The following is a 20,766-nucleotide window of genomic DNA, read 5'->3' as shown; positions in this document are numbered from 1 at the left end:
TGCGAAAAGCTTGTTAGCTTCCTGTTAATTAACTGGCAATTGCCGGTTAATGCTTGCCCCCGCTCTGCCCCGAGCGGTAACGGCATGCGGGCATGGGAGTCCGCGTGGGTGGCGAGGAAGGCGAGCGTCCCGCCGGCGGCCTCTAGCCGGGCCCGCTGGGAGGCCAACACGGTGTGCCCTTCCCCAGGATGCAACTCGAACGTCGCCTAGCGCAGCCGCTCCCAGGCAGCCTCAAGACGTGCCGGCGCGCGCTCGAGGCGCTCGTCGCCGGGGTGCGCCGCGTCCATTTCGACGAGTTCGTGTCGCACCGGCAGAATGTCCTGCAGCGGCCCGTCGTGAAGAGATCCCGAGATGCGGCACTGCTCGACGTCCGACGCGGTCATCGTCTGGGCGAGCAACTCCTCGCGTAGGGCGCCCAGCTTCGCCACCGACCGCACGTGACGCTATTCGTGCGGACGACCACGAACGCGGTGGCGCCCAAAAACGCGTAGAGCCCCAAATGAAAAGCGTCGTCGGGCAATCTGCCCCGGCGCATCAGCACATGGTCGTGAACCCCGGCGACCGCGAATCCGACGAAGGTGGAGGCCAGCACCACAGCCGCCCGGCGCGACGATACGTCGACCCCGACCAAGACCGGCAGCAGCACCATGATCAACAGGGGGATGGATCCCGTAGGCGGACAGCAGCTGAAAGCCCGTCAACGCGACGACGTCGACGGTGGTGACGCGAACTGCTCCACCGGCCGATGTCCGCGGAGCGGCCCACCCCGACCCGGAGGCCGGGCCGGGCGAAGGCCAGGACGGCGGCACCCAGCGCGACAAAGGCGTAGACGACGACCAAGGTGGTCTGCTGCGCCCGTTCGGATTTCGGCGTGCCGACGACCATGGCGGCGACCATGAGCCCCACCACACCGATGCGCAGCACCGACGCGAGGCGGTACGCGCGCAACTGACGCACGCTGCGGACCCGATCGAGTTCAGCGTCGCCGCCCACCGTCATTGGTAGTCAGGGGCGCGGTGTCCGCAGAGCAGACCCGTTTCCCCATCCCCCTTTCAATCCGTGCATGCGGTTTTCCCGCACACGGCTTACCGATGATCTTCTTGACATGGTTACGCAGCCTTCGGGTAGCGGATAGTGCCACGAAGCCGGTGCAGGCCGTGCCCGTTGAACCACGCTTCGGTCCACTGATCGGCCTGGCCTGCGCGTAGGTTGCGGCCCCGCTTCTTAACCATCAAGCGGAACAGCCGACTATTCACATACCAGTCGATCTGACGGAACTTCTCGGCGGCGTTACCGGTCCGAAAGTAGTTGCCCCAGCCGTGCAAGATCGGATTGAGATCCGCGATCACATCGCGAATATCGGCTCCGACCCGGTGACGACCGGTACGCTCACGAACTTTCGTCCGCAGCCGCACCATCGCCGTTTGGCTGGGCCAACGGTGCAGGTAGTAGCGCACAATGCGCTGCTGCTCCCACAACCGCCCCGACATGCGCGCCCGGAAATGACAACCCAGAAAATCCAGGCCCTCACGACCCTCACGCAGATCGACCACCTTCGTCTTCTCCGGATGCAGCCGCAACCCCAACGACGCCAGGATCTCTCCCACCGCTTCCAGAGCCACATTCGCCTGTGCCTGCGATCGGCACAGCACCACACCGTCATCGGCGTAGCGCACCAACTCACCCACCCCGCGGGCGGACAGTTCAGTGTCGAGCACGTGCAGGAAGACGTTAGCCAGCAGCGGGGAGATGACCCCGCCCTGCGGGGTGCCCGCGACCGTCCGCGTCACCACCCCGTCGACCAACACCCCTGCTTGCAGCCACAAACGCAGCAGTTTGAGTATTCTGCGATCCGAGACCCGCCTGCCCACCAACTCAAGCAGGCGTTCGTGGTCGATCTCGCCGAAGAAATTGGCGATGTCGAACTCGACCACGAACCGATGACCCTCGATGAACCCGGTACGCAACCGCTCCATCGCCATCGTCGCCGACCGCTTCGGCCGAAACCCATACGAGCACGACAGAAAGTCCGCCTCGAAAATCGGTTCCAACACCAGCTTGGCCGCCGCCTGAGCCACCCGGTCTCGCACCGTGGGAATCCCCAACGGCCGCACACCACCTCGTGGTTTCGGAATCTCCACACGCCTGGCTGGCGCGGGACGATACACACCCTCGCAAAGGTCATGGCGCAACTCACGCAACATGCGGTCCACGCCGTAATCCTCCACCGCGACCAGAATGACACGATCCACCCCGGCCGCACCCCTGTTCTTGCGCACTCGTTCCCACGCCTCCACCAGGACGTCACCCCGACAGATACGGTCATACAGGACGTGGAAACGCCGACCCTTCGACTGCTTGGCCGCAGCCCATAGCGTGCGTTGCAGTTGTCGCACTTTCACCGGCGAGCAACTCAACGGCTCCTCGTCGGCTACGACAGGCGATAGCCCACCGGGGTAGTTGGACCGGGCAGACCCGGCCATGCCCTCACGCTTACCCACTTCACGCGCATGATCAAAGTCGGGGCCCTTCCCTCCCGGCGCGTTATGTTGCACGCCGATCCGCGGTACTACGACCCCATCGGACTCCCGCTGCCCTCCAAAGGATTTCACCATCGGCTTATACCCCTGGTCTTTGCCCGACGAAGGCCAGGCAGACGGGTCTCTCCTGTTCCGAACCAGACTATGTGCACGTGCCGCCACCCATACCCCGGGAAGACCCGACAAGCTGACCCCGGACCAGGGCTCGCCGGACATGGCCTTCGCCGTGAAATGAGCGGCTCGGCTCTCCCATTGTGGTTGTGACGAGGCTGCAGAGTTCGCTTAACGCTACGGCCCGCACACTTGCTCCCTCCAAAGAGGCTCTCGACACCCCGCTCAGCCCGCCAGATCTCTCCAACGAACCGGGGCCTGCTACCCGGCGCTCCGGTACCTACCGGGACGGGACTTCCACCCGCTAGTCCAATCCAACTTTCAGGACGCACCACCCGGTCACCGTACTCATCGGCGGGGTCCCGGCCGTGTCGAACCACGAAGGAAGGGATCGGGCCGCCGCAAGTCCACAGCAGCAATTCTGTTGCGGCCGGCCGCTACACTCATCGCCATGGTCGGCGCAGCGGCCCCGCACAAGGTGACGGTGGTCGTCGCCGACGATCATCCGCTCTTCCGCGAGGGCGTGGTGCGGGCGCTCGCGTCGAGCGGGTCGGTCGACGTCGTCGGCGAGGCGGACGACGGCACCGCGGCGCTGGAGTTGATCAAGGCTCACCTGCCCGACGTCGCATTGCTCGACTACCGGATGCCCGGCATGGACGGCGCTCAGGTGGCGGCGGAGATGCGAAACCTGGAGTTGCCCTCCCGCGCGTTGTTGCTCTCCGCGCACGACGAGTCGGCGATCGTCTACCAGGCACTGCAGCAGGGCGCCGCAGGGTTCGTGCTGAAAGACTCGACCCGCAGCGAGATCGTCAGCGCCGTGCTGGATTGCGCGCAAGGTCGTGACGTGGTGGCACCGGGGCTCGTCGGGGGCCTTGCCGCCGAGATCCGCCAGCGCGCGGCGCCGGCGGCGCCCGCGCTGAGCGCACGAGAGCGCGAGGTGCTCAACCGGATTGCCCACGGCCAAAGCGTCCCCGCGATAGCGCGGGAACTGTATGTGGCCCCGTCGACCGTCAAAACCCATGTCCAGCGCCTCTACGAGAAGCTCGGCGTCAGCGATCGAGCGGCGGCCGTCGCCGAGGGGATGCGGCAAGGCCTACTCAGCTGATCGCCGGCCAGCGCTCCGGCTCGCGGACCGGCGCCGCCTCCTCCGCCCGCACCATGGCCGTCGTCGAACGACTCGGCTTCGGCCACCAAATGGCGGGCTCGGCGTTCCACCTCGTACAGGTGGGCGCAGCTGACGCCGCCGTCGATCAGCCGTCGCCTCTCGGACACCAGGGGATCCAGACCGACGGGGTGGTTGCTGCGGTAGGTAACGGCGTTGACCAGCACCGGGCCTTCGCCCACACCCGTCCGCCGCACTGCCTCGGCGACCGAATCGCGAACCGCGCCAACATCTTTGCCGTTGTTCGACAGCACCGGCATGCCATGACGACCGCGCGGGCAGCGGTCCGCGCGTGGACCCGATACAGCGCGGATGTCCTCGACGACGAACACCACCGGGAGCCGCCACGACGAAGCGATGGTCGCGGCCACGGTGAACTCGACGGTGCTCGCGTCCCGATCCGCGATGGCCAGCAGTGTTACCTCGCCCGCGCCGGCCCGCCGCTGCGCGTCGGCGTCACCGAGGGCGGACAGCACCGACCGCGCCAACGGGGTCGATGCGGAGTGCAGACCGAGCTTCCACTCGCCCACAGGGGTCCTTTCCTGCGAGTCGCAGAGGGACGGATCGATCAGTTGGGCGATCGCGGGGCCCAGCGGAAGGGCGAGGCCGGCCCGCAGGGCGTGCCGAAGATGGGGGATGGTGGTGGTCATGACGTCGCGGGGCCGCAGTGCCGCGGTGATGCCTACGGCCACGGCCTCCTGCCCGAATGCGGTTTCTCGGGGACCGTCGAGAAGACCGTCGATCCGCGACTCCTCGAGTGCCATGTCCAGCAGCCGCAATACCCACATCCGCCGGTAGAGCTCCAACTGGTCCTGCACGAGCGCCGGCGTCGGTGCGCGAGTCATGTGCGGATCTCCTAACCCTGCGTCCGTGTCTTGAACACGAACTCACGGTAGAAAGTTCGACCCCGCCCCAACTCCGTCGATCGGCCCGAAAAGGGGGTGACTACCGGTGTCCCCCGATCGGGGGACACCGCGCCCTCAGTCGTCGCGTCCAGTGGACGATGACAGCAGTTTCTCGGCGGCGGTGTAGGGATCGTCGTGCCCGTCGACCACCGATTCCGCCAGCCGCTCGAGTTCCGGCCGGGCCCGCAGGCGCGACTGCGCCAGCGACAGGATCTGCGCCCTCGCCCGGGCCAGCCGGCGGGCGCGGTTGTCGCTGCGGCGATGGTCGTCGACGGCGGCCAGCAGATTCGCGATTCCCTCGCCGCGGGCGGCGACCAGGCTCACGATCGGGGCGTCGGTCTCGGCGCGCAGGTCCCGCACCGTCTGGTCGGCACCCTCGCGGTCGGCCTTGTTGACGACCACGATGTCGGCGACTTCCAGCACGCCGGCCTTGGCGGCCTGCACGGCGTCGCCCGCACCGGGATTGAGGATGACGACGGCAGGGTCGGCGACGGCGGCGATCTCGATCTCGGACTGCCCCACCCCGACGGTCTCCAGCAGCACTACGTCGTAACCGATGGCGGCGAGCAACCGCAGCGCAGCCGGGATGGCGGCGGCCAGCCCCCCGAGGTGGCCGCGGGTGGCCACCGAGCGGATCAACACGCCGGAGTCGTTGATGTGCGCGGCCATCCGGATGCGGTCGCCCAGCAGCGCACCACCGCTGAACGGCGAGGACGGGTCCACGGCCAGCACGGCGACTCGGGAGCCGCGTTCCCGGTAGGCGCCGACCAGGGCGGCGATCGTCGTCGACTTGCCCGCACCCGGCGGCCCGGTGACGCCTATGACGGGGACCGGGTGCGCGGCCGACGGGGGGCCGATGCTCGCCATCACCTCGTCGCGCTGCTCGCTCTCGACGAGGCTGAGCAGACGACCCGCGGCGCGCGGAGATCCGTTGCGCGCGCTCGCGATCAGCTCGGTGATGCTCACTTGTGCATTATGGCGCCGGGACCTCGATCACCGTCGCCGAACCCATGCCGCCGCCCGCGCACATCGCCGCCACACCGATTCCGCCGCCGCGGCGCCGCAATTCGTGCACGAGGGTGACCAGCATCCTGGCGCCGGTCGCCGCCACCGGATGCCCCAGCGAGCAGCCGCTGCCGCTGACGTTGACGGTGCCCGGGTCCAGCTCGAGCAACTTGACGGTGGCCACGCACATCGCCGCGAAGGCCTCGTTGATTTCGAACAGGTCCACATCCGTTATCGAAAGCCCTGCCCGGGCAAGTGCTTTCGGGATCGCATCGACCGGCGCCAAGCCGGTGATCGCGGGATCGACGCCGACCGACGCCCACGAGCGCACGGTGGCCAGCGCGGGCAGCCCGAGCTCGTGGCTGGCGATCGTCAGCACCGCGGCCCCGTCGTTGGCGCCGCAGGCGTTGCCGGCGGTGATCGAGAAACCCTCGATCTCGGGATGCAGCGGTTTGAGCGCGGCCAGCTTCTCCATCGTGGTGTCGCGGCGGGGGTGTTCGTCGACGGAGAACAACCCGTGCGGCGTCTCGATCGGGACGATCTCCTCGGTGAACCGGCCCTCGTCGATCGCGGCGATCGCGTTGCGGTGCGAGCGCAGCGCCCAGGCGTCCATCTCCTCGCGGCTCACGCCGGCCTTGACCGCGGCGTTCCAGCCGACGGTGATGGACATGTCCATGTTCGGGGCGTCGGGGCGGTCCGGGTGGGTCGGCGGGAACCAGTCGACCCACTCTCCGTCGACCGGGATCCGCGACCGCGGGGAGGTGGAGGCCGAATTCACCCCACCGGCGATGACGAGTTGGTCCATGCCGGCGCGCACGCTTGCCGCCGCGCTCTGCACCGCGGCCTGTCCGGCCGCGCAGTGCCGGTTGTTGGCCAGGCCCGGTACGTGGGACAGACCCGCCGTGATCGCCGCGTGGCGGGCGATGACGCCGCCGCCGTAGAGGCCCTCGCCGAGGATCACGTCGTCCACCCGTGCGGGATCCAGGTCCTTGGCCGCCTCGCACACCACGTGATGGGCGAGGTCGAACGCGCTGGTGTCGCGCAGCGTGCCCTTGCGGGCGGTGCCGATGGGAGTGCGCAGGGCGGACACGATGACGGCTTCGGGCACGGGGTCTTCTCCAGGTCGGCAGACGTGAGAACGGTATTCTCTCTCTGCGAGAGTAGCAGTTGCGGGGTGGGCCGCCGTCGCGCTCGGCTCGCCGCCCTGCTGGGGCTTGAGATAGGAAGGGGACATGACGGCGCACGAAGGCCTGATCGCGGTCCCGGGCGGCAACGTGTGGTTCAAACGGACCGGGGGCGGTGCGGGCCGTCCCGTGCTGGTGGTCCACGGCGGCCCCGGGCTGCCGCACGACTACCTGAGGTCGCTGGAACGCCTGGCCGACGAGCGGGAGATCGTCTTCTGGGACCAACTCGGGTGCGGGCGCTCCGGGCGCCCGTCGAACACCGCCCTGTGGACGATGGAACGCTCGGTGGCCGAGATGGATTCGGTGGTGCGGGCGCTCGGCCTGAACGGCTTCCACATTTTCGGCAACTCCTGGGGCGGGATGCTGGCGCAGCAGTACGTGCTCGACGTGAGCTCCGGGGCGGTCAGCCTCACCATCTCGAACAGCATCGCCTCCATACCGCGGTTTTCGGAGATGGTGGCCCGGTTGAAGTCCGAGCTGGACCGGGACACCCAATCCGCCATCGCACGCCACGAGGCCGCCGGCACCACGTCTTCGGCCGAATACCAGGCGGCGATCCGCACCTGGAACGAAACCTATTTGTGTCGCGTCCGGCCCTGGCCCACCGAGCTGCTGGACGCCTTCGCGGGCATGGGCGCCGAGATTTTCGAGACGATGTTCGGCGCCAGCGACTTCCACATCGTCGGGACCATCCGCGACTGGGACGTGCTGGACCGCCTCTCCGCGATCGCCCTGCCGACCCTGGTCCTGGCGGGCAGGTTCGACGAGTGCGCACCGGACCACATGCGGGAGGTGCACCGGCGCATCGCCGGCTCGCAGTTCGAGCTGTTCGAATCCAGCTCCCACATGCCGTTCATCGAGGAGCCCGACCGGTTCGACCGGGTGATGCGCGAATTCCTGCGCCGCCACGACGGCTGAGTTTCCGGCGCCGACCGCGCGAGAACGCTATTCTCGTCAACGGAGAGGATTGGTTGCAGGAAAGGAAAAGGCATGCAACTCGAAGGTAGCTCCGCGATCGTCGTCGGCGGCGCCGGCGGCCTCGGGGAGGCCACCGTCCGCCGGCTGCACGCCGCGGGCGCGCGGGTCGTCGTCGCCGATCTGGCCGACAAGAAGGGCAAGGAGCTGGCCGGCGAGCTCGGGGTGCGCTACGCGCGCACCGACGCCACCAGCACCGACGACCTCCAGGCGGCGATCGCCGAGGCGGAATCGCTGGGCCCGCTGCGCATCTCGGTCGACACCCACGGCGGCCCGGCGAGCGGGGGCCGTCTCGTCGGCAAGGACGGCTCGCCGCTGGACCTGGACGGCTTCAAGACGACGATCGAGTTCTACCTGACCGCGGTGTTCAACGTCATGCGCCTGTCCGCGGCCGCGATGGCGCGACAGGAGCCGGTCGACGGCACGCGCGGCGTCATCGTCAACACGGCGTCGATCGCCGGTTACGAGGGCCAGATCGGCCAACTGCCGTACGCGGCGGCCAAGGGCGGCGTGCTGGGCATGACCCTGGTCGCCGCGCGCGACCTGTCGCCGCTGGGCATCCGGGTGGTCACCATCGCCCCCGGCACGTTCCTGACACCCGCCTACGGCAAGAACGGCGATCAGCTGGAGGCGTACTGGGGCCCGCAGGTGCCCTTCCCCAAACGGATGGGCCGGCCCGCCGAGTACGCCACGCTGGTGCACAGCATCTGCGAAAACGATTACCTCAACGGCGAAGTCATCCGGTTGGACGGCGCGCTGAGATTCCCGCCCAAGTGACGGCCCGGCTCTAGGACGGTGCTGTTTTAGTCGCTGACTTTCGGCGTGGCTGAGCGGGTTTCGCATGGATGGGCGGCGAGGATCAGATGCGTGGCTTTGGGACGGGAAAATCGGCAGGGCCGGTTCGATGACGTGATGCTGCTTGTCGGCGATCAGCTGCCGGCGGGCAGCATCTATCGGCTGCTGGCCGACCACGGCGGTGCACTGTTCGACGACGATTATTTCGCTGATGTGTTCAAGCGTTCGGCGTTGGGTCGGCCAACGGTGCCGGCGCGGGTGATGGCCGCGGTGATGCTGCTGCAGGCCTACGAGGGGCTTTCGGATCGGGAGGCCTGCGACCGGCTGGCCTTTGACCTGCGCTGGAAAGCGGCCGCCGGGTTGACCGTGGATGCGGAGGCGTTTCATCCCACGGTGCTGGTCGGGATGCGCAACCGGCTACGCGCATCGGATCGGCCACGGCGGTTGTTCGAGGACGTCAACACCACGGCGCGGGCGGCGGGGTTGTTGCGGGGACGGCGCCGGGTGCTCGATTCCACTCCGCTGTTGGATGCGGTGGCCACCCAGGACACGGTGATCCAGCTGCGGGCCGCGATCCGCAAACTACTGGCGGTGGCCGATCGGGCCGATCCGGAGGTGGCCGGTGCGGTGCGCACCGTGCTGACCCGCGACGATGACTACGCCAGCCTGGGAAAACCACCGTGTGACTGGGACGATCCCACGGCGCGTGAAGCCTTGGTCGATGCGCTGGTGCGCGACGCCAAGGCAGCACTGGAGGCCTGCGATGGCCGCCAGCTTGACGGGGCACTCGGTGAGGCGGTCGAGTTGCTGGCGCTGGTGGCCGGCCAGGACGTCGAGGCCGGCGACGACGGGGTGTTTCGCATCGCGAGGCGGGTGGCCCGGGATCGGCTGATCTCCACCGTTGATACCGAGGCCCGCCATGGGCATAAGTCGCGGGCGCGGACCTTCGATGGCTACAAGTCCCATTTGGGTATCGATCCCGATGACGAGCTGATCACCGCGGTGGCCGTCACCGCGGCCAACGCCGCCGACCGTGAGGTCATCGACGAGCTGCTGGGCAACCCGGTCACCGACACCACGAGTGCTGCACCCGATTCCGCCGCCACCGATGCCGCCACCGATGCCGATGCCGATGCCGATGCCGATGCCGATGCCGATGCCGATGAAACGATCACCGATCACGGTGAGCATGTGCGAAACGAGTCGGAGCCCAATGTCTTTGAGGTGTATGGCGATTCGGCTTACGCTGATGGGGCCACCCTCGATGAGCAGACCCAACGTGGCCATGACATGCGCGCCAAAGTGCCCCCGGTGCGCAACGCCAACGGCTATTCCAAAGACCAGTTCGGTATCGACCTGACTGCGGGCACCGTCACCTGCCCGGCCGAGCACACTGTGGCCATCAGCACCGGGCGGCGTCAGCAGGTCGCTCGCTTCGGGGCATTGTGTGGGTCGTGTCCGCTGCGGGCGCAATGCACCAAAGCCCGCCGTGGACGGGTGATCACCATCCATGCCCATGAGGCCGCCCTACAGCTGGCCAAGGCCCGCCAACGCGACCCGGCCTGGCAGACCGATTACCGAACGTATCGGCCGGTTGTGGAACGCAAGATCAGTCACTTCACCCGGCGCCCCTGGGGTGGTCGCAAGGCTCGCTGCCGCGGACAACAACGCATCCTGACCGACATCCTCGCCCGAGCCGGCGCGATCAACCTCGCCCGATTGGCCAGCCTGGGCCTGCATTCAGCGGCCGGGGGCTGGGCCATCGCCTGATCGGGACCACCAGGCCACCAGGCCACCAGGCCACCAGGCCACCAGGCCACCTACGATCCCATTAATATCAGCCAGCGCAAGCCCCTCCCAGCCGTCGAGACCCCGATACCGCGAAATCCCCGCCCTGCTGGAGGTCACTACATCAGCGCCGTCCTAGTTCTTGCCCGCCGCCAGCTTGGTGACGATCGAGCGGAAGTCGTCGGTCGTGAACGACTGGTGCTCGGCGGAGAGCGCATAGTCCAGGCTCGCCAGCACAGCGCGCTCCAAGTGGATGTTGAGCACCCGCTTGGTGCTCTCGACCGCCTGCTGGGGCAGCTCCAGGATCTTCTTGGCGGCGGTCACCGCCTCGCCGACGGGATCGGCCACCACGTGATTGGCCAGGCCGAGTTCCACTGCCCGCGCGGCGCGAATCCTGGTGCCCGTCAACGCGTATTCCTTGGCGAGCAGCAGGCTGATGTGCAGCGGCCAGGTGAGCGGCCCGCCGTCCGCGGCCACCAGGCCCACCTGCACATGGGGGTCAGCAAGGTAGGCGTCCTCGGCCATGTAGACGATGTCGCTCAACGCGACCAGGCTGCAGCCCAGGCCAACGGCGGGCCCGTTGACCGCCGCCACCACCGGGATTCGGCACCGCGCCATCCCCAGCACGATCTCGCGCCCGTCGCGGATGGTCTTGGCGCGCAGGGCGGCGTCCTCCGAGAGCTCCTTGAGATACGCGAAGTCGCCGCCGGCCGAGAACGCCCGGCCCGCCCCGGTGAGCACCGCCGCGCGGGCCGAGGCGTCGTCGGTCAACCGCTGCCACAGCCGCGCGAGGCCGACGTGCAGGTTGTCGTTGACCGAGTTGAGAGACTCCGGCCGGTTCAGCGTGATGATCCGCAACGCGCCTTCGGCACGGACCTCGATCTCGTCGGGCATGTCGTACACGTCAGACCCCTTCTATGGTCGTGACCCGCTTCACCCGGGCTTCGCCCGCGTTCGCGATCACTCCTACAATCCCAGGATTCGTGAAGCGATGATGTTCTTCTGTATCTGCGACGTCCCGCCCATCACGCTCTGCGCGCGGCTGTACAGGTAGGCGCCGAGCAGGTCGGGGTCGCGGGTGCCGGCGACCGCCAGCGCGGCATGGCCGACCGACTGCTCGACCCAGGTCATCAGCAACTTGTCGAGCGACCCCTCCGGCCCGTGCGAGACCCCGTCCAGCTGTTCGGACAGCCGCCGCCGGACGTGATGGGTCAGCATCTCCGACTGAACGGCCGCCCACGCGACCTCTTCGGACACCGAATCACCGCTGCGCGCCAAAAGGTTTCGCACCAGCTTGCCGTACCTGGCGGCGTAGCCGAGCGTGGACGGTTCGCGCTCGTGACCCACGACGGTCATGGCGACCGCCCAGCCGTCGCCGGGCGCGCCGACCATCCGGTCCACCGGCACCGTCGCACCGTCGAAGAAGACCTGCCCGAACTCGTTGGTGACCCCACTGATCATGCGCAGCGGACGCTGTTGCACCCCGGGCTGTTTCATCTCGAGGATGAACGCCGACAGGCCCCGGTGGCGTTTGGCCTCGGGGTCGGTGCGAGCCAGCAGCAGGCACCAGTCGGCGACGTCGGAGTAGCTGGTCCAGATCTTGTGCCCGTCGATGACGTAGTTGTCGCCTTCGCGGCGTGCGGTGGTCGTGAGCGAGGCCAGGTCCGAGCCGGCGCCGGGCTCACTGAACCCCTGGCACCACCGCTCGGTCCCGTCGATGATGCCCGGCAGGAATCGCCGACGCAGCTCGTCGTTCGCGTGCCTGCCGATGCCGTAGATGAGATAGCCCACGCTGGGGCGCGGCGGGGCGCCGGCCCGGGCCAGCTCTTCGTCCACGATGACGTCGTAGACCGGCGGCAGATCCTGACCGCCGTACTCGCGGGGAAACGACAGCCCGAAGAAGCCCTCGTGGTAGAGGGCCTGGTGCCACTGGGCCTGGCGGGCCCAGTACTCGTCACCGGAGCTCGGAAAATCTCTGGCGTGCAACGAGAGCCAGCTTCGCAGCCGTTCGCGGAAGACCGCCTCGTCGGGTGAGTCACGAAAGTCCAAAGTCGATCTCCTTCAGCGCGACGGGCCACAGTTCGGTGGAGGTCAGCGCCCGGCGCAGGTAGACGTGCACCAGGCAGTCCCAGGTATTGCCGATGCCGCCGTGCACCTGGATCGCGGTCTCGCAGACGGTGCGGGCGGCTCGGGCGCAGTAGACCTTGGCGATCCGGGCGGCCCGGATGGCTTCGGTCGGCGGCAGTTCGTCGACCCCCCACGCGGCATGTCGGGAGATGCTGACCGAACCTTCGATCAGGGCGAGGCTTTCGGCCAGCAGGTGCGCGACGGCCTGATAGGACCCGATCGCCTTGCCGTATTGTTCGCGGATTTTCGCGTAGTCGCAGGAGACGCCGTGCGCGCCCCGGGCGATTCCGACCAGATCGGCCGACGTGGTGGCCAGCGCGAGCGCCAGCCATCGTGCGGCATCGTCGTCGGAGATCTCGCCGAGCACAGTCGGCTCCCCCGTCAGACTCGCTTCGGCCCGGGTCAGATCCGCACCGGTGCGGGACTCGCCGGCCTCCGCCACCAATACGGTGCCGCTCGAGAGCATAAGGGCGCGTTCACATCCCCGCGCGTCGACGGCCCATCCGTCGCCACCTACCGTGGCTCCCCCACTGTCGGCACCGACGTGGCGGGCCAGATCGTCGGCCAGCACCGGCCCGAGGAAGGGCGCGTCGAGCAGGCGGCGCCCGAATTCCTCGGCGACGATGGCCACCTCGACACCGGACGCGCCGTCGGAGCGCAGCGCGCGCCATCCGGTCGCCGCAACCTGCCTGTCCAGGCGGGAGATTCGCCCATCGTCGTCGAGATCCTGGACCGACCCCGGCCCGAGGTCGTCGGCCAGCTTGGCGGCGGCGTCGCGCAGTTGCTGCTGTTCAGCTGTCAGACGTACATCCATGGCGCTCCTTGAGAACTCGGCGCAGTACCTTGCCCGAGGGCAGGCGCGGGATATCGGGCACGAACACGACGCGGCTCACGCGTTTGTAGGACGCTAGCCGCTGCTCGACCCGGTCGGTGAGTTCGGCGGCGACCGCCGCCGTATCTATGGGGGCGCACGCCGCGACGGCGGCGACGATGGCTTCGCCGTTGATCCCGTCCGGAACACCGAACACCGCGCAGTCCTTGACGGCCGGATGACCGTGCAGCACCGTCTCGACCTCGGCGGGGGCGACCTGGAAGCCGCGCACCTTGATCATCTCCTTGAGACGGTCGGTGATCCGCAGCCAACCGCCGGTGTCAAGCCAGCCGACGTCACCCGTCCGGTACCAGCCGTCGTGAAACGCCTCGGCGGTCGCCTCCGGCGGCAGGTACCCGGCCATCAACGAGGCGGAGCGGGCCTGGATTTCGCCGACCTCCCCCGGGCAGACCGGCTCGCCGGTGTCCATCGAGACCACCCGAACTTCCACCCCGGGCACCGGCCGCCCGACGGTGTCGAGGCGGGCCCCGTCGACCGGATTGCAGGCGATGACGGGCAGTTCGGTCGTGCCGTAGGCCGGCACCCAGCCCACGCCGGTGCGTCGGGTCACCGTTTCGGCGACGCTGACGGTCACCGGCGTGGCGCCCCACATGATGAAGCGCAGCGACGACAGGTCGTAGGACTCGAGCCGGGGGTGCGAGGCGATCGCCAGCGCGATGGGAGCGACCGCCATTTCCACTGTGATGCGGTCGTTTTCGATGTGGTACAGCATGGTGTCGACGTCGAATCGCGGATGCAACCGGATCTGGGTACCGGCCCGCAGCGCGGTGACGATGTTGAGCAGGCCGAGGATGTGGGACGGCGGCGTGACGACCTGGATGCGGTCGCGGCCGGTCAGCCGCAGCGCCCGGCGCCAATGCCCGACGGCCTCGTCCAGCGCGGCGTGGGTGTGCCGGACGGCCTTCGGCAGGCCGGTGGTGCCCGAGCTGAAGACCAGGACCGCGTCGGCGGGGGGCGGCAGCGCCCGGGCGACCGGCTCGGTCGGGGTGATCGGTTCGTCCAGATGCAGCATCGGCATCAGGCCGGCCAGCACGGGATGGTCACCGACGGCGTGCGCCGGGCCGGCCAGCGCGAGTGCGTGGTCGACCTCGTCGCGTTTCCACGCGGGACTCACGAGCACCGCGGTAGCACCCAGCCGCCAGATCGCCAACAGCGCGGCGACGAATTCCGGCCGATTGGATGACATCACCGCGACCCGCTGGCCAGCGGCGACACCCCTTTTCTCGAGTGTGGCGGCCAGCCCGGCGGCCAGCGCGTCGAGTTGCGGCGCGCTGAAGCGCCGCTCCTCGAACACGAGCGCTGCCGGCTCGGTCACGTCCGTTCCTTCCAGCAGTCCGACCGTCGGAGAGAGGATCCTATCGGCTGACGAGAATAGTATTCTCTATACTGAAGAACGCAAGTACGGGAGGGGCGGTCATGGCGACGGTCACCGCGATCATCGAGGACACAGTGACGAATCCAGCATCCAACGGTGCCGAGCCGGGCACGGTGACGATCCACCTCGACCGCAAGAAGGTTTCGGTGCCGCGGGTCCCCGGCGAGACGCTGCTGGAAAGCGCGCGGCGAGCCGGCCTCGAGCCGCCGTTCAGTTGCGAGGCCGGCAACTGCGGCACCTGCATGGCCAGGCTCGTCGAGGGCCACGCGACCATGCGGGTCAACGACGCGCTCGAGGACGACGAGGTGGCCGAGGGGTACATCCTGACCTGCCAGGGCGTGCCCGACACACCGTCGGTCACGGTCCACTACGAATAATCCGGAGAGGCGGCAGTTCATGAACGCCGATGACCTGATCCTGGTGAGCATCGATGACCACGTCGTCGAGCCGCCGGACATGTTCCTCACGTGCCCGGCAAGTACCGTGCCGAGGCCCCGGTCGTCGTGACCGACGACAAGGGCGTCGACCAGTGGGTGTACCAGGGCCGGCCCCAGGGCGTCAGCGGCCTGAACGCCGTGGTGTCGTGGCCCGCCGAGGAATGGGGCCGTGACCCGGCCGGTTTCGCCGAGATGCGCCCCGGGGTCTACGACGTCCACGAGCGCGTGCGCGACATGAACCGCAACGGCATCCTGGCCTCGATGTGCTTCCCGACGTTCACCGGGTTCTCCGCGCGCCACCTCAACATGCACCGCGAGGAGGCCACCCTGGCGATGGTGTCGGCCTACAACGACTGGCACATCGACGAATGGGCCGGCTCGTATCCGGACCGGTTCATCCCGATCGCCATCCTGCCGACATGGAGCCCGCAGGCCATGTGCGCCGAGATCCGCCGGGTGGCGGCCAAGGGCTGCCGCGCGGTCACCATGCCCGAACTGCCGCACCTGGAAGGGCTTCCGAGCTACCACGACGACGACTACTGGGGCTCGGTCTTCTCGGCCCTGTCCGAGCAGAACGTGGTGATGTGCCTGCACATCGGCACCGGCTTCGGCGCGATCAGCATGGCGCCCGACGCGCCGATCGACAATCTGATCATCCTGGCCACCCAGGTTTCGGCGATGTGCGCCCAGGACCTGCTGTGGGGCCCGGCGATGCGCAAGTATCCCGACCTGAAGTTCGCGTTCTCCGAGGGCGGCATCGGCTGGATCCCGTTCTACCTGGACCGCAGCGACCGTCACTACACCAACCAGAAATGGCTGCGCCGCGACTTCGGCGACAAGCTGCCCAGCGAGGTGTTCCGCGAGCATTCGCTGGCGTGCTACGTCACCGACAAGACCTCGTTGCGGCTGCGCCACGAGATCGGCATCGACATCATCGCCTGGGAGTGCGACTACCCGCACTCGGATTGCTTCTGGCCCGATGCGCCCGAACAGGTGCTGGCCGAGCTGACCGCCGCCGGCGCCGACGACACCGACATCGACAAGATCACCTGGGCCAACGCCTGCCGGTTCTTCGGCTGGGACCCGTTCGCCCGCACGGCCCGCGAGCGGGCGACGGTGAAGGCTTTGCGCGCCAAGGCGGTAGACGTCGACGTGTCGATCCGCTCACGCGCCGAGTGGGCTCGGCGCTACGAGCAGAAGCGGGTCGCCGGCCTGACCTAGCCCGGCGCGTTGACGAACCACACGTTCTCCTCGCGCAGGTTTCGACTGCGCCATCCGTCGGCCGTGCGGACCAACTCGTGGTGGTAGTAGCCGCCGCAATAGCTGAGCTCCGCCATGCCCGGCAACTGCATCGGGTTGTAGAACATCGCCCGCACTGTCGCCGTATCACCCTCGAGTGCAAGGACTTCCACGTTGGTGATGTAGTGCATAGACATCGGAATCGCGCCGAAGCCCTCCGCCAGCCACTCGGCCACCTCGTCGCGGGGGCCCGCGGCGGCGCCCGCCGACGAGTAGTCGATGTGCGCATCGTCGGTGAACACCGACTGATACAAAGCCCAGTCCTTGGAATCGACGGCCCGGGCGTATCTATGGAGCAGGGCGGCGATTTCGATTTCGTCGGCGACTCGCTGGGGGTTCATCACCGGGCAATCCTATTCGCCCGGGGGCGGGGCGGCTACAGGGTGGCCAGGGCCGGGGCCAGCGATTCGAGTTGCGTCACGGCGGTGGCGAAGTCGCCGCCGATCTCCGGCAGCAGCGTCACGTGGTCGGCGCCGGCGTCCAGGTGCTCGCGCACCTTGGCCGCGACCGCCGGCGGGTCGCCGTAGGCCACGATGGCATCCACCAGGCGGCCGGTGACCCCGTCGATGTCGCCGGCGGAGTAGCCCAGCTCCGACAGCCTGGCCGCGTAGGAGGGCATCGACAACCTCGCCGACAGCAACTCGCGCGCGGCCGCTTTCGGATCCCCGGAGCCGCCGCCCACCACGGACACGCCGACAACGAGGAGCTTGTCCGGGCCGAGCACCCGGCGGGCGTGCGCGGTGAACTCCGCGGGGAACAACGCCGGCACCGCCCCGTCGGCTCGCTGCCCGGCCAGCGCCATCATCTTCGGGCCGTTGGCGGCGACGATGCGCACGTAGGCGGCGTCGGGCGCCGGCGGCCAGGTGGGGGCATCCATTCCGTCGAGGTAGTCACGCATGGTGGCCAGCGGGCGCCCGAATTCCCGGCCGACGCTGGCCGCCTGCTCCGGATACCCGATTCCCAGGCCCAGCACGAAACGGCCCGGAAACGCCTGCGCGAGTTGGGCCGCCGCGGCATGCATGGTCTGCGGCGACCGGGCCCAGACGTTGGCGATGCAGGTGCCGAACACCATGCGCTCGGTGGCGCTCGCCAGCATGGCGAGTTGCACGAGGGCGTCCTTGCCGATCACCTCGTTGGTCCACACCGCGCGGTATCCGGCCCGCTCCAGGCTGCCCACCGCCGCCCGCTGGCGCTCGATCGACAGTGGGTCGGTGAAGGAGACCGGCAGGCAAACACCCACCGGCCCCAGCGCTTTTCGGGACGCGTCGACGACCGCGTCGGCCACGGGTCCGCTCACTCGCCGAAGTAGTGGCCGGCGTCCAGATCCTCGAGCAGCCCCGGACCCTCAGGCCGCCACTCGAGGACCTTCTGCGTCAGCGCGTTCGACGCCGGGTTGTCCAGCGCCGCGAAGAGCGCCAGAAAGCCGAAGTGACCGGCTTCTTCGGCGGGGATACCGACCGTCGGCACGTCCAGGTGGCGGCCGATGACGGCTGCGATGTCGCGAAACGGCACCCCTTCGTCGGCTACACCGTGCAAACGCGTTCCCGCAGGCGCATTTTCGACTGCCAACCGGTACAGGCGCGCGGCGTCGAGCGTGTGGACGGCGGGCCAGCGATTGGAGCCGTCGCCGATGTAGGCGGACTTGCCGGTCTCACGGGCGACGCCGATCAGATGGTGGGCGAAGCCGTGGTGGTCGAGGTTGCTGTGCACCAGCGGCGAAAGCCGGATGACCGACGAGCGCACCCCGCGCTCGGCCAGTGCGATCACGGCGTTCTCGGAGTCGACGCGCGGCCCACCCGGCAGCGTGACCTGTTCCGTGCCGAGACCGCCGTCCCCGATCAGCGAGAGAAGCAGGGTTCCCGAGGTGCTGACGAGCGGGCGGTCGGACCCGACGAGCGCCTCACCCATCGCCTGCACGGCGCGCAGGTCGGTCTCGGCGGCGCCCACGAAGTCGTCGAAGTCGTGCTTGAACGCGAGGTGGATGACGCCGTCGGACGCCGCGGCGGCGGACCGCAGGCCGTCGATGTCGTCGAGGTCGCCGCGGTGGACCCGGACACCCTTCGCCGCCAGCGCGGCGGCCGACTCGTCGGAGCGGGCAAGCCCGGTGACCTGATGCCCCGCGTGCACGAGTTCGTCGACGACGGCCGAACCGATGTGTCCGCTCGCGCCCGTCACAAAGACATGCATGGCATTCCCTTTCGTCGTGTGCGTATTCGCGACTTCCAGTCAACGGACCCGGCGGCCCGACTGTCCAAGACCCGATTCCTATGACGCGATACCGAATCGACATGACCGCACGTCCGCGCGCACTTCGAGGCGGACAAGGACAGCCGGCGCCGTTACACTGCCCGCATGACCGAATCGGTATCGCCCGTCATCGACCTCGATCTGCGGCTGGTCGGGTACTTCGTGGTGGTCGCCGAACACCGGCACTTCGGCCGCGCCGCGACCGCGTTGCGCGTCGCGCAACCGTCGTTGAGCCGGCAGATCCGCCGGCTGGAGCAACAACTGGCCTCAGAATTTCACGGTGGCCCGGGTTCTGCTGTGGCGGTCTGCGGGGCGGCAGCTTTGTCGAGGTTTTGAGGCTGGGGGTAGGCGGCGGCGCCGCGTGTCGTGCGGTGACGCCGGGTCCTTTATCCCGGGGGTGGTTACTCCTTTCTTGGGGTCGAGAGGGCATAGGGGCCTGTGGGTCAGGGTATGGCGCGGACCCTGTTGAGGGCGTCGGCGAATTCTTGTGCCCAGGGCCAGGTTTGGGGGATCCGCAGGATCAGGTAGCGGGATCGTTTGATCAGCCGGGCCGCGGCGTGCAGCAGCCGGTAGCGCAGGGTGGCGGGTTCGGCTTTGGCCAGTGGGCCGTCCAGGAGTAGCAGTCGCATCCAGCACAGCAGGTCGATGGCGATCGCGACGGCGGTGACCCAAGCGGTGTTGATGGCGAACGAGTGTGAGGGCCAGCGGGCCAGGCCGGTGTCTTTGCCGGTGCGGATGAAGCCCTCCACCCGGGCGTGGACGCGGTGGCGGGCTTCCAGTCGCTGGGGTTGTCCACCGGCAGTCGAGGTGGCGAGGACCTGGTAGCGGTAGCCGGCCAGCTGCTCGAACAATGACAACTGGGTGCCGTGTTCGATTTCTTCGCGCCGCACCAGGATGCGCATGCCGGCCGGCCAGCCGACCAGCCGATCCCCTCCGGTGCTGTGGCGCAGCAGCCCGGTCAACTCGGCGACCTGGGCGTCGTCACGGGCCGCTCCGGTGGCATCCAGTGCGGCTTGCCATCCCGCATCGGGCATCTGGCCGATCGCGACCCGGACCCGCTCATCGAGGTCGAATCCGACCGAGTAGCCCACTGACATCCCCGGCCGGGCATTGAGTTTCTCCAGGTGTTCGACGACGGCGTGGCTTGAACCCGCGCCGTCGATGGTGACCAGCAACTTGCGGCGCCACTTGGCCGGGATCGCCGCGATCGCGGCGTCGATGATCGCGATATGATCGGCCGCGGTGTTCGAGCCGGCGTTGCCTGCACGGGCGATCACCGCCAGCAGTTCGCCGGTGTTGTCACACCACGCCAACAGCGGGTGGAAGCCAAACCCGCCTTTGAAATTGCCTGCGGCGTGCTGCTTATCGCTGTGCGACTGAATCAGCGACGCGTCGATGCGGATCACGATCGTGTCCCCGAGGTCCCCATAGCAGGTCTGCGAAGCCGGGATCGCACCGTGGCGGGCCTCGATCGCCTCCCACACCCGAGAGCGGACCTTGTTGCGCACGGCCGTGACCTCGGTGATGCTCTGCTCGTCGATCTCGCCCAGGGACCGCCACATCGTCGGAACCGACGCCACCGCCTGAAACAACCGGTGCTGATCGCGCAGCACCGCGGTGCCGGCCAGGTTCTGCGCGCCGCCGGCGATCGATACCGCCACATCGCGCAACACCGCGCCTCGGTCGTGGGTGACTTCTGGGCGCGACAGCACCGACGACAAACCGCTGGTCAAACCCAGATTGTCGGCCAGCAACCGGGGTATCACGTTACCGGCGTGCCCGACCACGTCGTCGCCACGGACCTCAACTCGGACATTCTTCGACCAATCCGTAGTAGCCTGCATCTGACAGGTGCACTCCCATCCTGGATAACCGAGCCTCGAATACTCCGATTATCCTTGCGGCAGTGCACCTTTCACGTTAA

Annotated in this window: 19 protein-coding genes and 2 pseudogenes; 7 read left to right on the top strand and 14 right to left on the bottom strand. The window is 68.4% G+C overall.

The genetic code is table 11. The features are described from left to right. Positions 1–206 precede the first annotated feature (206 nt). The 3 genes from AB8998_RS05620 to ltrA all read right to left on the bottom strand — a co-directional run bounded on the left by AB8998_RS05620 (position 207) and on the right by ltrA (position 2,756). Positions 207–428 carry a hypothetical protein gene (locus tag AB8998_RS05620; RefSeq protein ID WP_369736986.1) on the bottom strand — a complete coding sequence of 74 codons (222 nt, stop codon included), beginning with the start codon at positions 426–428 and terminating at the stop codon, positions 207–209. A 223-nt stretch (positions 429–651) separates the two neighbouring features. Continuing rightward, on the bottom strand, positions 652–999 hold the full coding sequence (locus AB8998_RS05615) for a hypothetical protein (RefSeq protein WP_369736985.1): 348 nt from the start codon (positions 997–999) through the stop codon (positions 652–654). Between the two features lie 110 nt (positions 1,000–1,109). Beyond that, the gene (gene ltrA, locus AB8998_RS05610) at positions 1,110–2,756 is read right to left on the bottom strand and encodes a group II intron reverse transcriptase/maturase (protein WP_369736984.1); all 1,647 of its coding nucleotides are present in this window, start codon (positions 2,754–2,756) and stop codon (positions 1,110–1,112) included. Between the two features lie 346 nt (positions 2,757–3,102). Here ltrA and AB8998_RS05605 point away from each other — a divergent pair, with 346 nt between their 5' ends. Then, positions 3,103–3,756 carry a response regulator gene (locus AB8998_RS05605; RefSeq protein WP_369736983.1) on the top strand — a complete coding sequence of 218 codons (654 nt, stop codon included), beginning with the start codon at positions 3,103–3,105 and terminating at the stop codon, positions 3,754–3,756. On the opposite strand, the gene AB8998_RS05600 is transcribed toward AB8998_RS05605, so the two are convergent. From AB8998_RS05600 to AB8998_RS05590, 3 genes are all read right to left on the bottom strand, one after another. Continuing rightward, complete coding sequence (locus AB8998_RS05600) at positions 3,684–4,658, bottom strand: thiamine pyrophosphate-dependent enzyme (protein WP_369736982.1); 975 nt, start codon at positions 4,656–4,658, stop codon at positions 3,684–3,686. The two genes, AB8998_RS05605 and AB8998_RS05600, sit on opposite strands and share 73 nt — an antisense overlap. A gap of 135 nt (positions 4,659–4,793) precedes the next feature. After that, on the bottom strand, positions 4,794–5,684 hold the full coding sequence (gene meaB / locus AB8998_RS05595; RefSeq protein WP_369736981.1) for a methylmalonyl Co-A mutase-associated GTPase MeaB: 891 nt from the start codon (positions 5,682–5,684) through the stop codon (positions 4,794–4,796). A 7-nt stretch (positions 5,685–5,691) separates the two neighbouring features. After that, complete coding sequence (locus AB8998_RS05590) at positions 5,692–6,831, bottom strand: thiolase family protein (protein WP_369736980.1); 1,140 nt, start codon at positions 6,829–6,831, stop codon at positions 5,692–5,694. Between the two features lie 124 nt (positions 6,832–6,955). On the opposite strand from AB8998_RS05590, the gene AB8998_RS05585 reads away from it, so the two are divergent. The 3 genes from AB8998_RS05585 to AB8998_RS05575 all read left to right on the top strand — a co-directional run bounded on the left by AB8998_RS05585 (position 6,956) and on the right by AB8998_RS05575 (position 10,447). Next, the gene (locus AB8998_RS05585) at positions 6,956–7,825 is read left to right on the top strand and encodes a proline iminopeptidase-family hydrolase (protein ID WP_369736979.1); all 870 of its coding nucleotides are present in this window, start codon (positions 6,956–6,958) and stop codon (positions 7,823–7,825) included. Between the two features lie 72 nt (positions 7,826–7,897). Continuing rightward, positions 7,898–8,659, top strand: coding sequence for an SDR family NAD(P)-dependent oxidoreductase (locus AB8998_RS05580; protein ID WP_369736978.1), 762 nt, complete (start codon positions 7,898–7,900; stop codon positions 8,657–8,659). Between the two features lie 90 nt (positions 8,660–8,749). Then, complete coding sequence (locus AB8998_RS05575; protein WP_369736417.1) at positions 8,750–10,447, top strand: transposase; 1,698 nt, start codon at positions 8,750–8,752, stop codon at positions 10,445–10,447. Positions 10,448–10,600: 153 nt separating this feature from the next. On the opposite strand, the gene AB8998_RS05570 is transcribed toward AB8998_RS05575, so the two are convergent. The 4 genes from AB8998_RS05570 to AB8998_RS05555 form a co-directional block, all read right to left on the bottom strand. Further along, positions 10,601–11,368, bottom strand: coding sequence for an enoyl-CoA hydratase/isomerase family protein (locus AB8998_RS05570; protein ID WP_369736977.1), 768 nt, complete (start codon positions 11,366–11,368; stop codon positions 10,601–10,603). A gap of 63 nt (positions 11,369–11,431) precedes the next feature. Next, positions 11,432–12,514 carry an acyl-CoA dehydrogenase family protein gene (locus AB8998_RS05565; protein WP_369736976.1) on the bottom strand — a complete coding sequence of 361 codons (1,083 nt, stop codon included), beginning with the start codon at positions 12,512–12,514 and terminating at the stop codon, positions 11,432–11,434. Continuing rightward, positions 12,501–13,406 (bottom strand): acyl-CoA dehydrogenase family protein, encoded by a 906-nt coding sequence (locus AB8998_RS05560; RefSeq protein WP_369736975.1) that lies wholly within the window; start codon positions 13,404–13,406, stop codon positions 12,501–12,503. Before AB8998_RS05560 ends, AB8998_RS05565 begins: the two co-directional genes overlap by 14 nt. After that, positions 13,384–14,799 carry a class I adenylate-forming enzyme family protein gene (locus AB8998_RS05555; protein WP_369736974.1) on the bottom strand — a complete coding sequence of 472 codons (1,416 nt, stop codon included), beginning with the start codon at positions 14,797–14,799 and terminating at the stop codon, positions 13,384–13,386. The genes AB8998_RS05560 and AB8998_RS05555 overlap by 23 nt, the downstream gene beginning before the upstream one ends. Positions 14,800–14,900: 101 nt before the next feature. Here AB8998_RS05555 and AB8998_RS05550 point away from each other — a divergent pair, with 101 nt between their 5' ends. After that, on the top strand, positions 14,901–15,236 hold the full coding sequence (locus AB8998_RS05550) for a 2Fe-2S iron-sulfur cluster-binding protein (RefSeq protein WP_369736973.1): 336 nt from the start codon (positions 14,901–14,903) through the stop codon (positions 15,234–15,236). A gap of 19 nt (positions 15,237–15,255) precedes the next feature. Then, positions 15,256–16,517: pseudogene (locus AB8998_RS05545) on the top strand (amidohydrolase family protein). Here AB8998_RS05545 and AB8998_RS05540 read toward each other — a convergent pair. From AB8998_RS05540 to AB8998_RS05530, 3 genes are read right to left on the bottom strand one after another with little or no spacing between them, the layout of a single operon-like run. Beyond that, the gene (locus tag AB8998_RS05540; protein ID WP_369736972.1) at positions 16,514–16,936 is read right to left on the bottom strand and encodes a nuclear transport factor 2 family protein; all 423 of its coding nucleotides are present in this window, start codon (positions 16,934–16,936) and stop codon (positions 16,514–16,516) included. The pseudogene AB8998_RS05545 and the gene AB8998_RS05540 overlap by 4 nt on opposite strands. 35 nt (positions 16,937–16,971) lie before the next feature. Beyond that, positions 16,972–17,892: a TIGR03620 family F420-dependent LLM class oxidoreductase gene (locus AB8998_RS05535; RefSeq protein ID WP_369736971.1), complete on the bottom strand. Its 921-nt coding sequence runs from the start codon at positions 17,890–17,892 to the stop codon at positions 16,972–16,974. Then, positions 17,889–18,782 (bottom strand): SDR family oxidoreductase, encoded by an 894-nt coding sequence (locus tag AB8998_RS05530; protein ID WP_369736970.1) that lies wholly within the window; start codon positions 18,780–18,782, stop codon positions 17,889–17,891. The genes AB8998_RS05535 and AB8998_RS05530 overlap by 4 nt, the downstream gene beginning before the upstream one ends. Positions 18,783–18,947: 165 nt before the next feature. Between AB8998_RS05530 and AB8998_RS05525 the strand changes: the two are divergent. Beyond that, positions 18,948–19,106 (top strand): annotated as a pseudogene (locus AB8998_RS05525) (LysR family transcriptional regulator); the annotation flags it as partial. Between the two features lie 179 nt (positions 19,107–19,285). Here the strand turns inward: AB8998_RS05525 and AB8998_RS05520 are convergent. Further along, the gene (locus AB8998_RS05520; protein ID WP_369736302.1) at positions 19,286–20,686 is read right to left on the bottom strand and encodes an IS1380 family transposase; all 1,401 of its coding nucleotides are present in this window, start codon (positions 20,684–20,686) and stop codon (positions 19,286–19,288) included. Positions 20,687–20,766 lie beyond the last annotated feature (80 nt).

The sequence above is a fragment of the Mycobacterium sp. HUMS_12744610 genome (genome assembly GCF_041206865.1).
Taxonomy (GTDB): Bacteria; Actinomycetota; Actinomycetes; order Mycobacteriales; family Mycobacteriaceae; genus Mycobacterium; species Mycobacterium servetii.
This window is presented reverse-complemented; position numbering and strand designations above follow the sequence as displayed.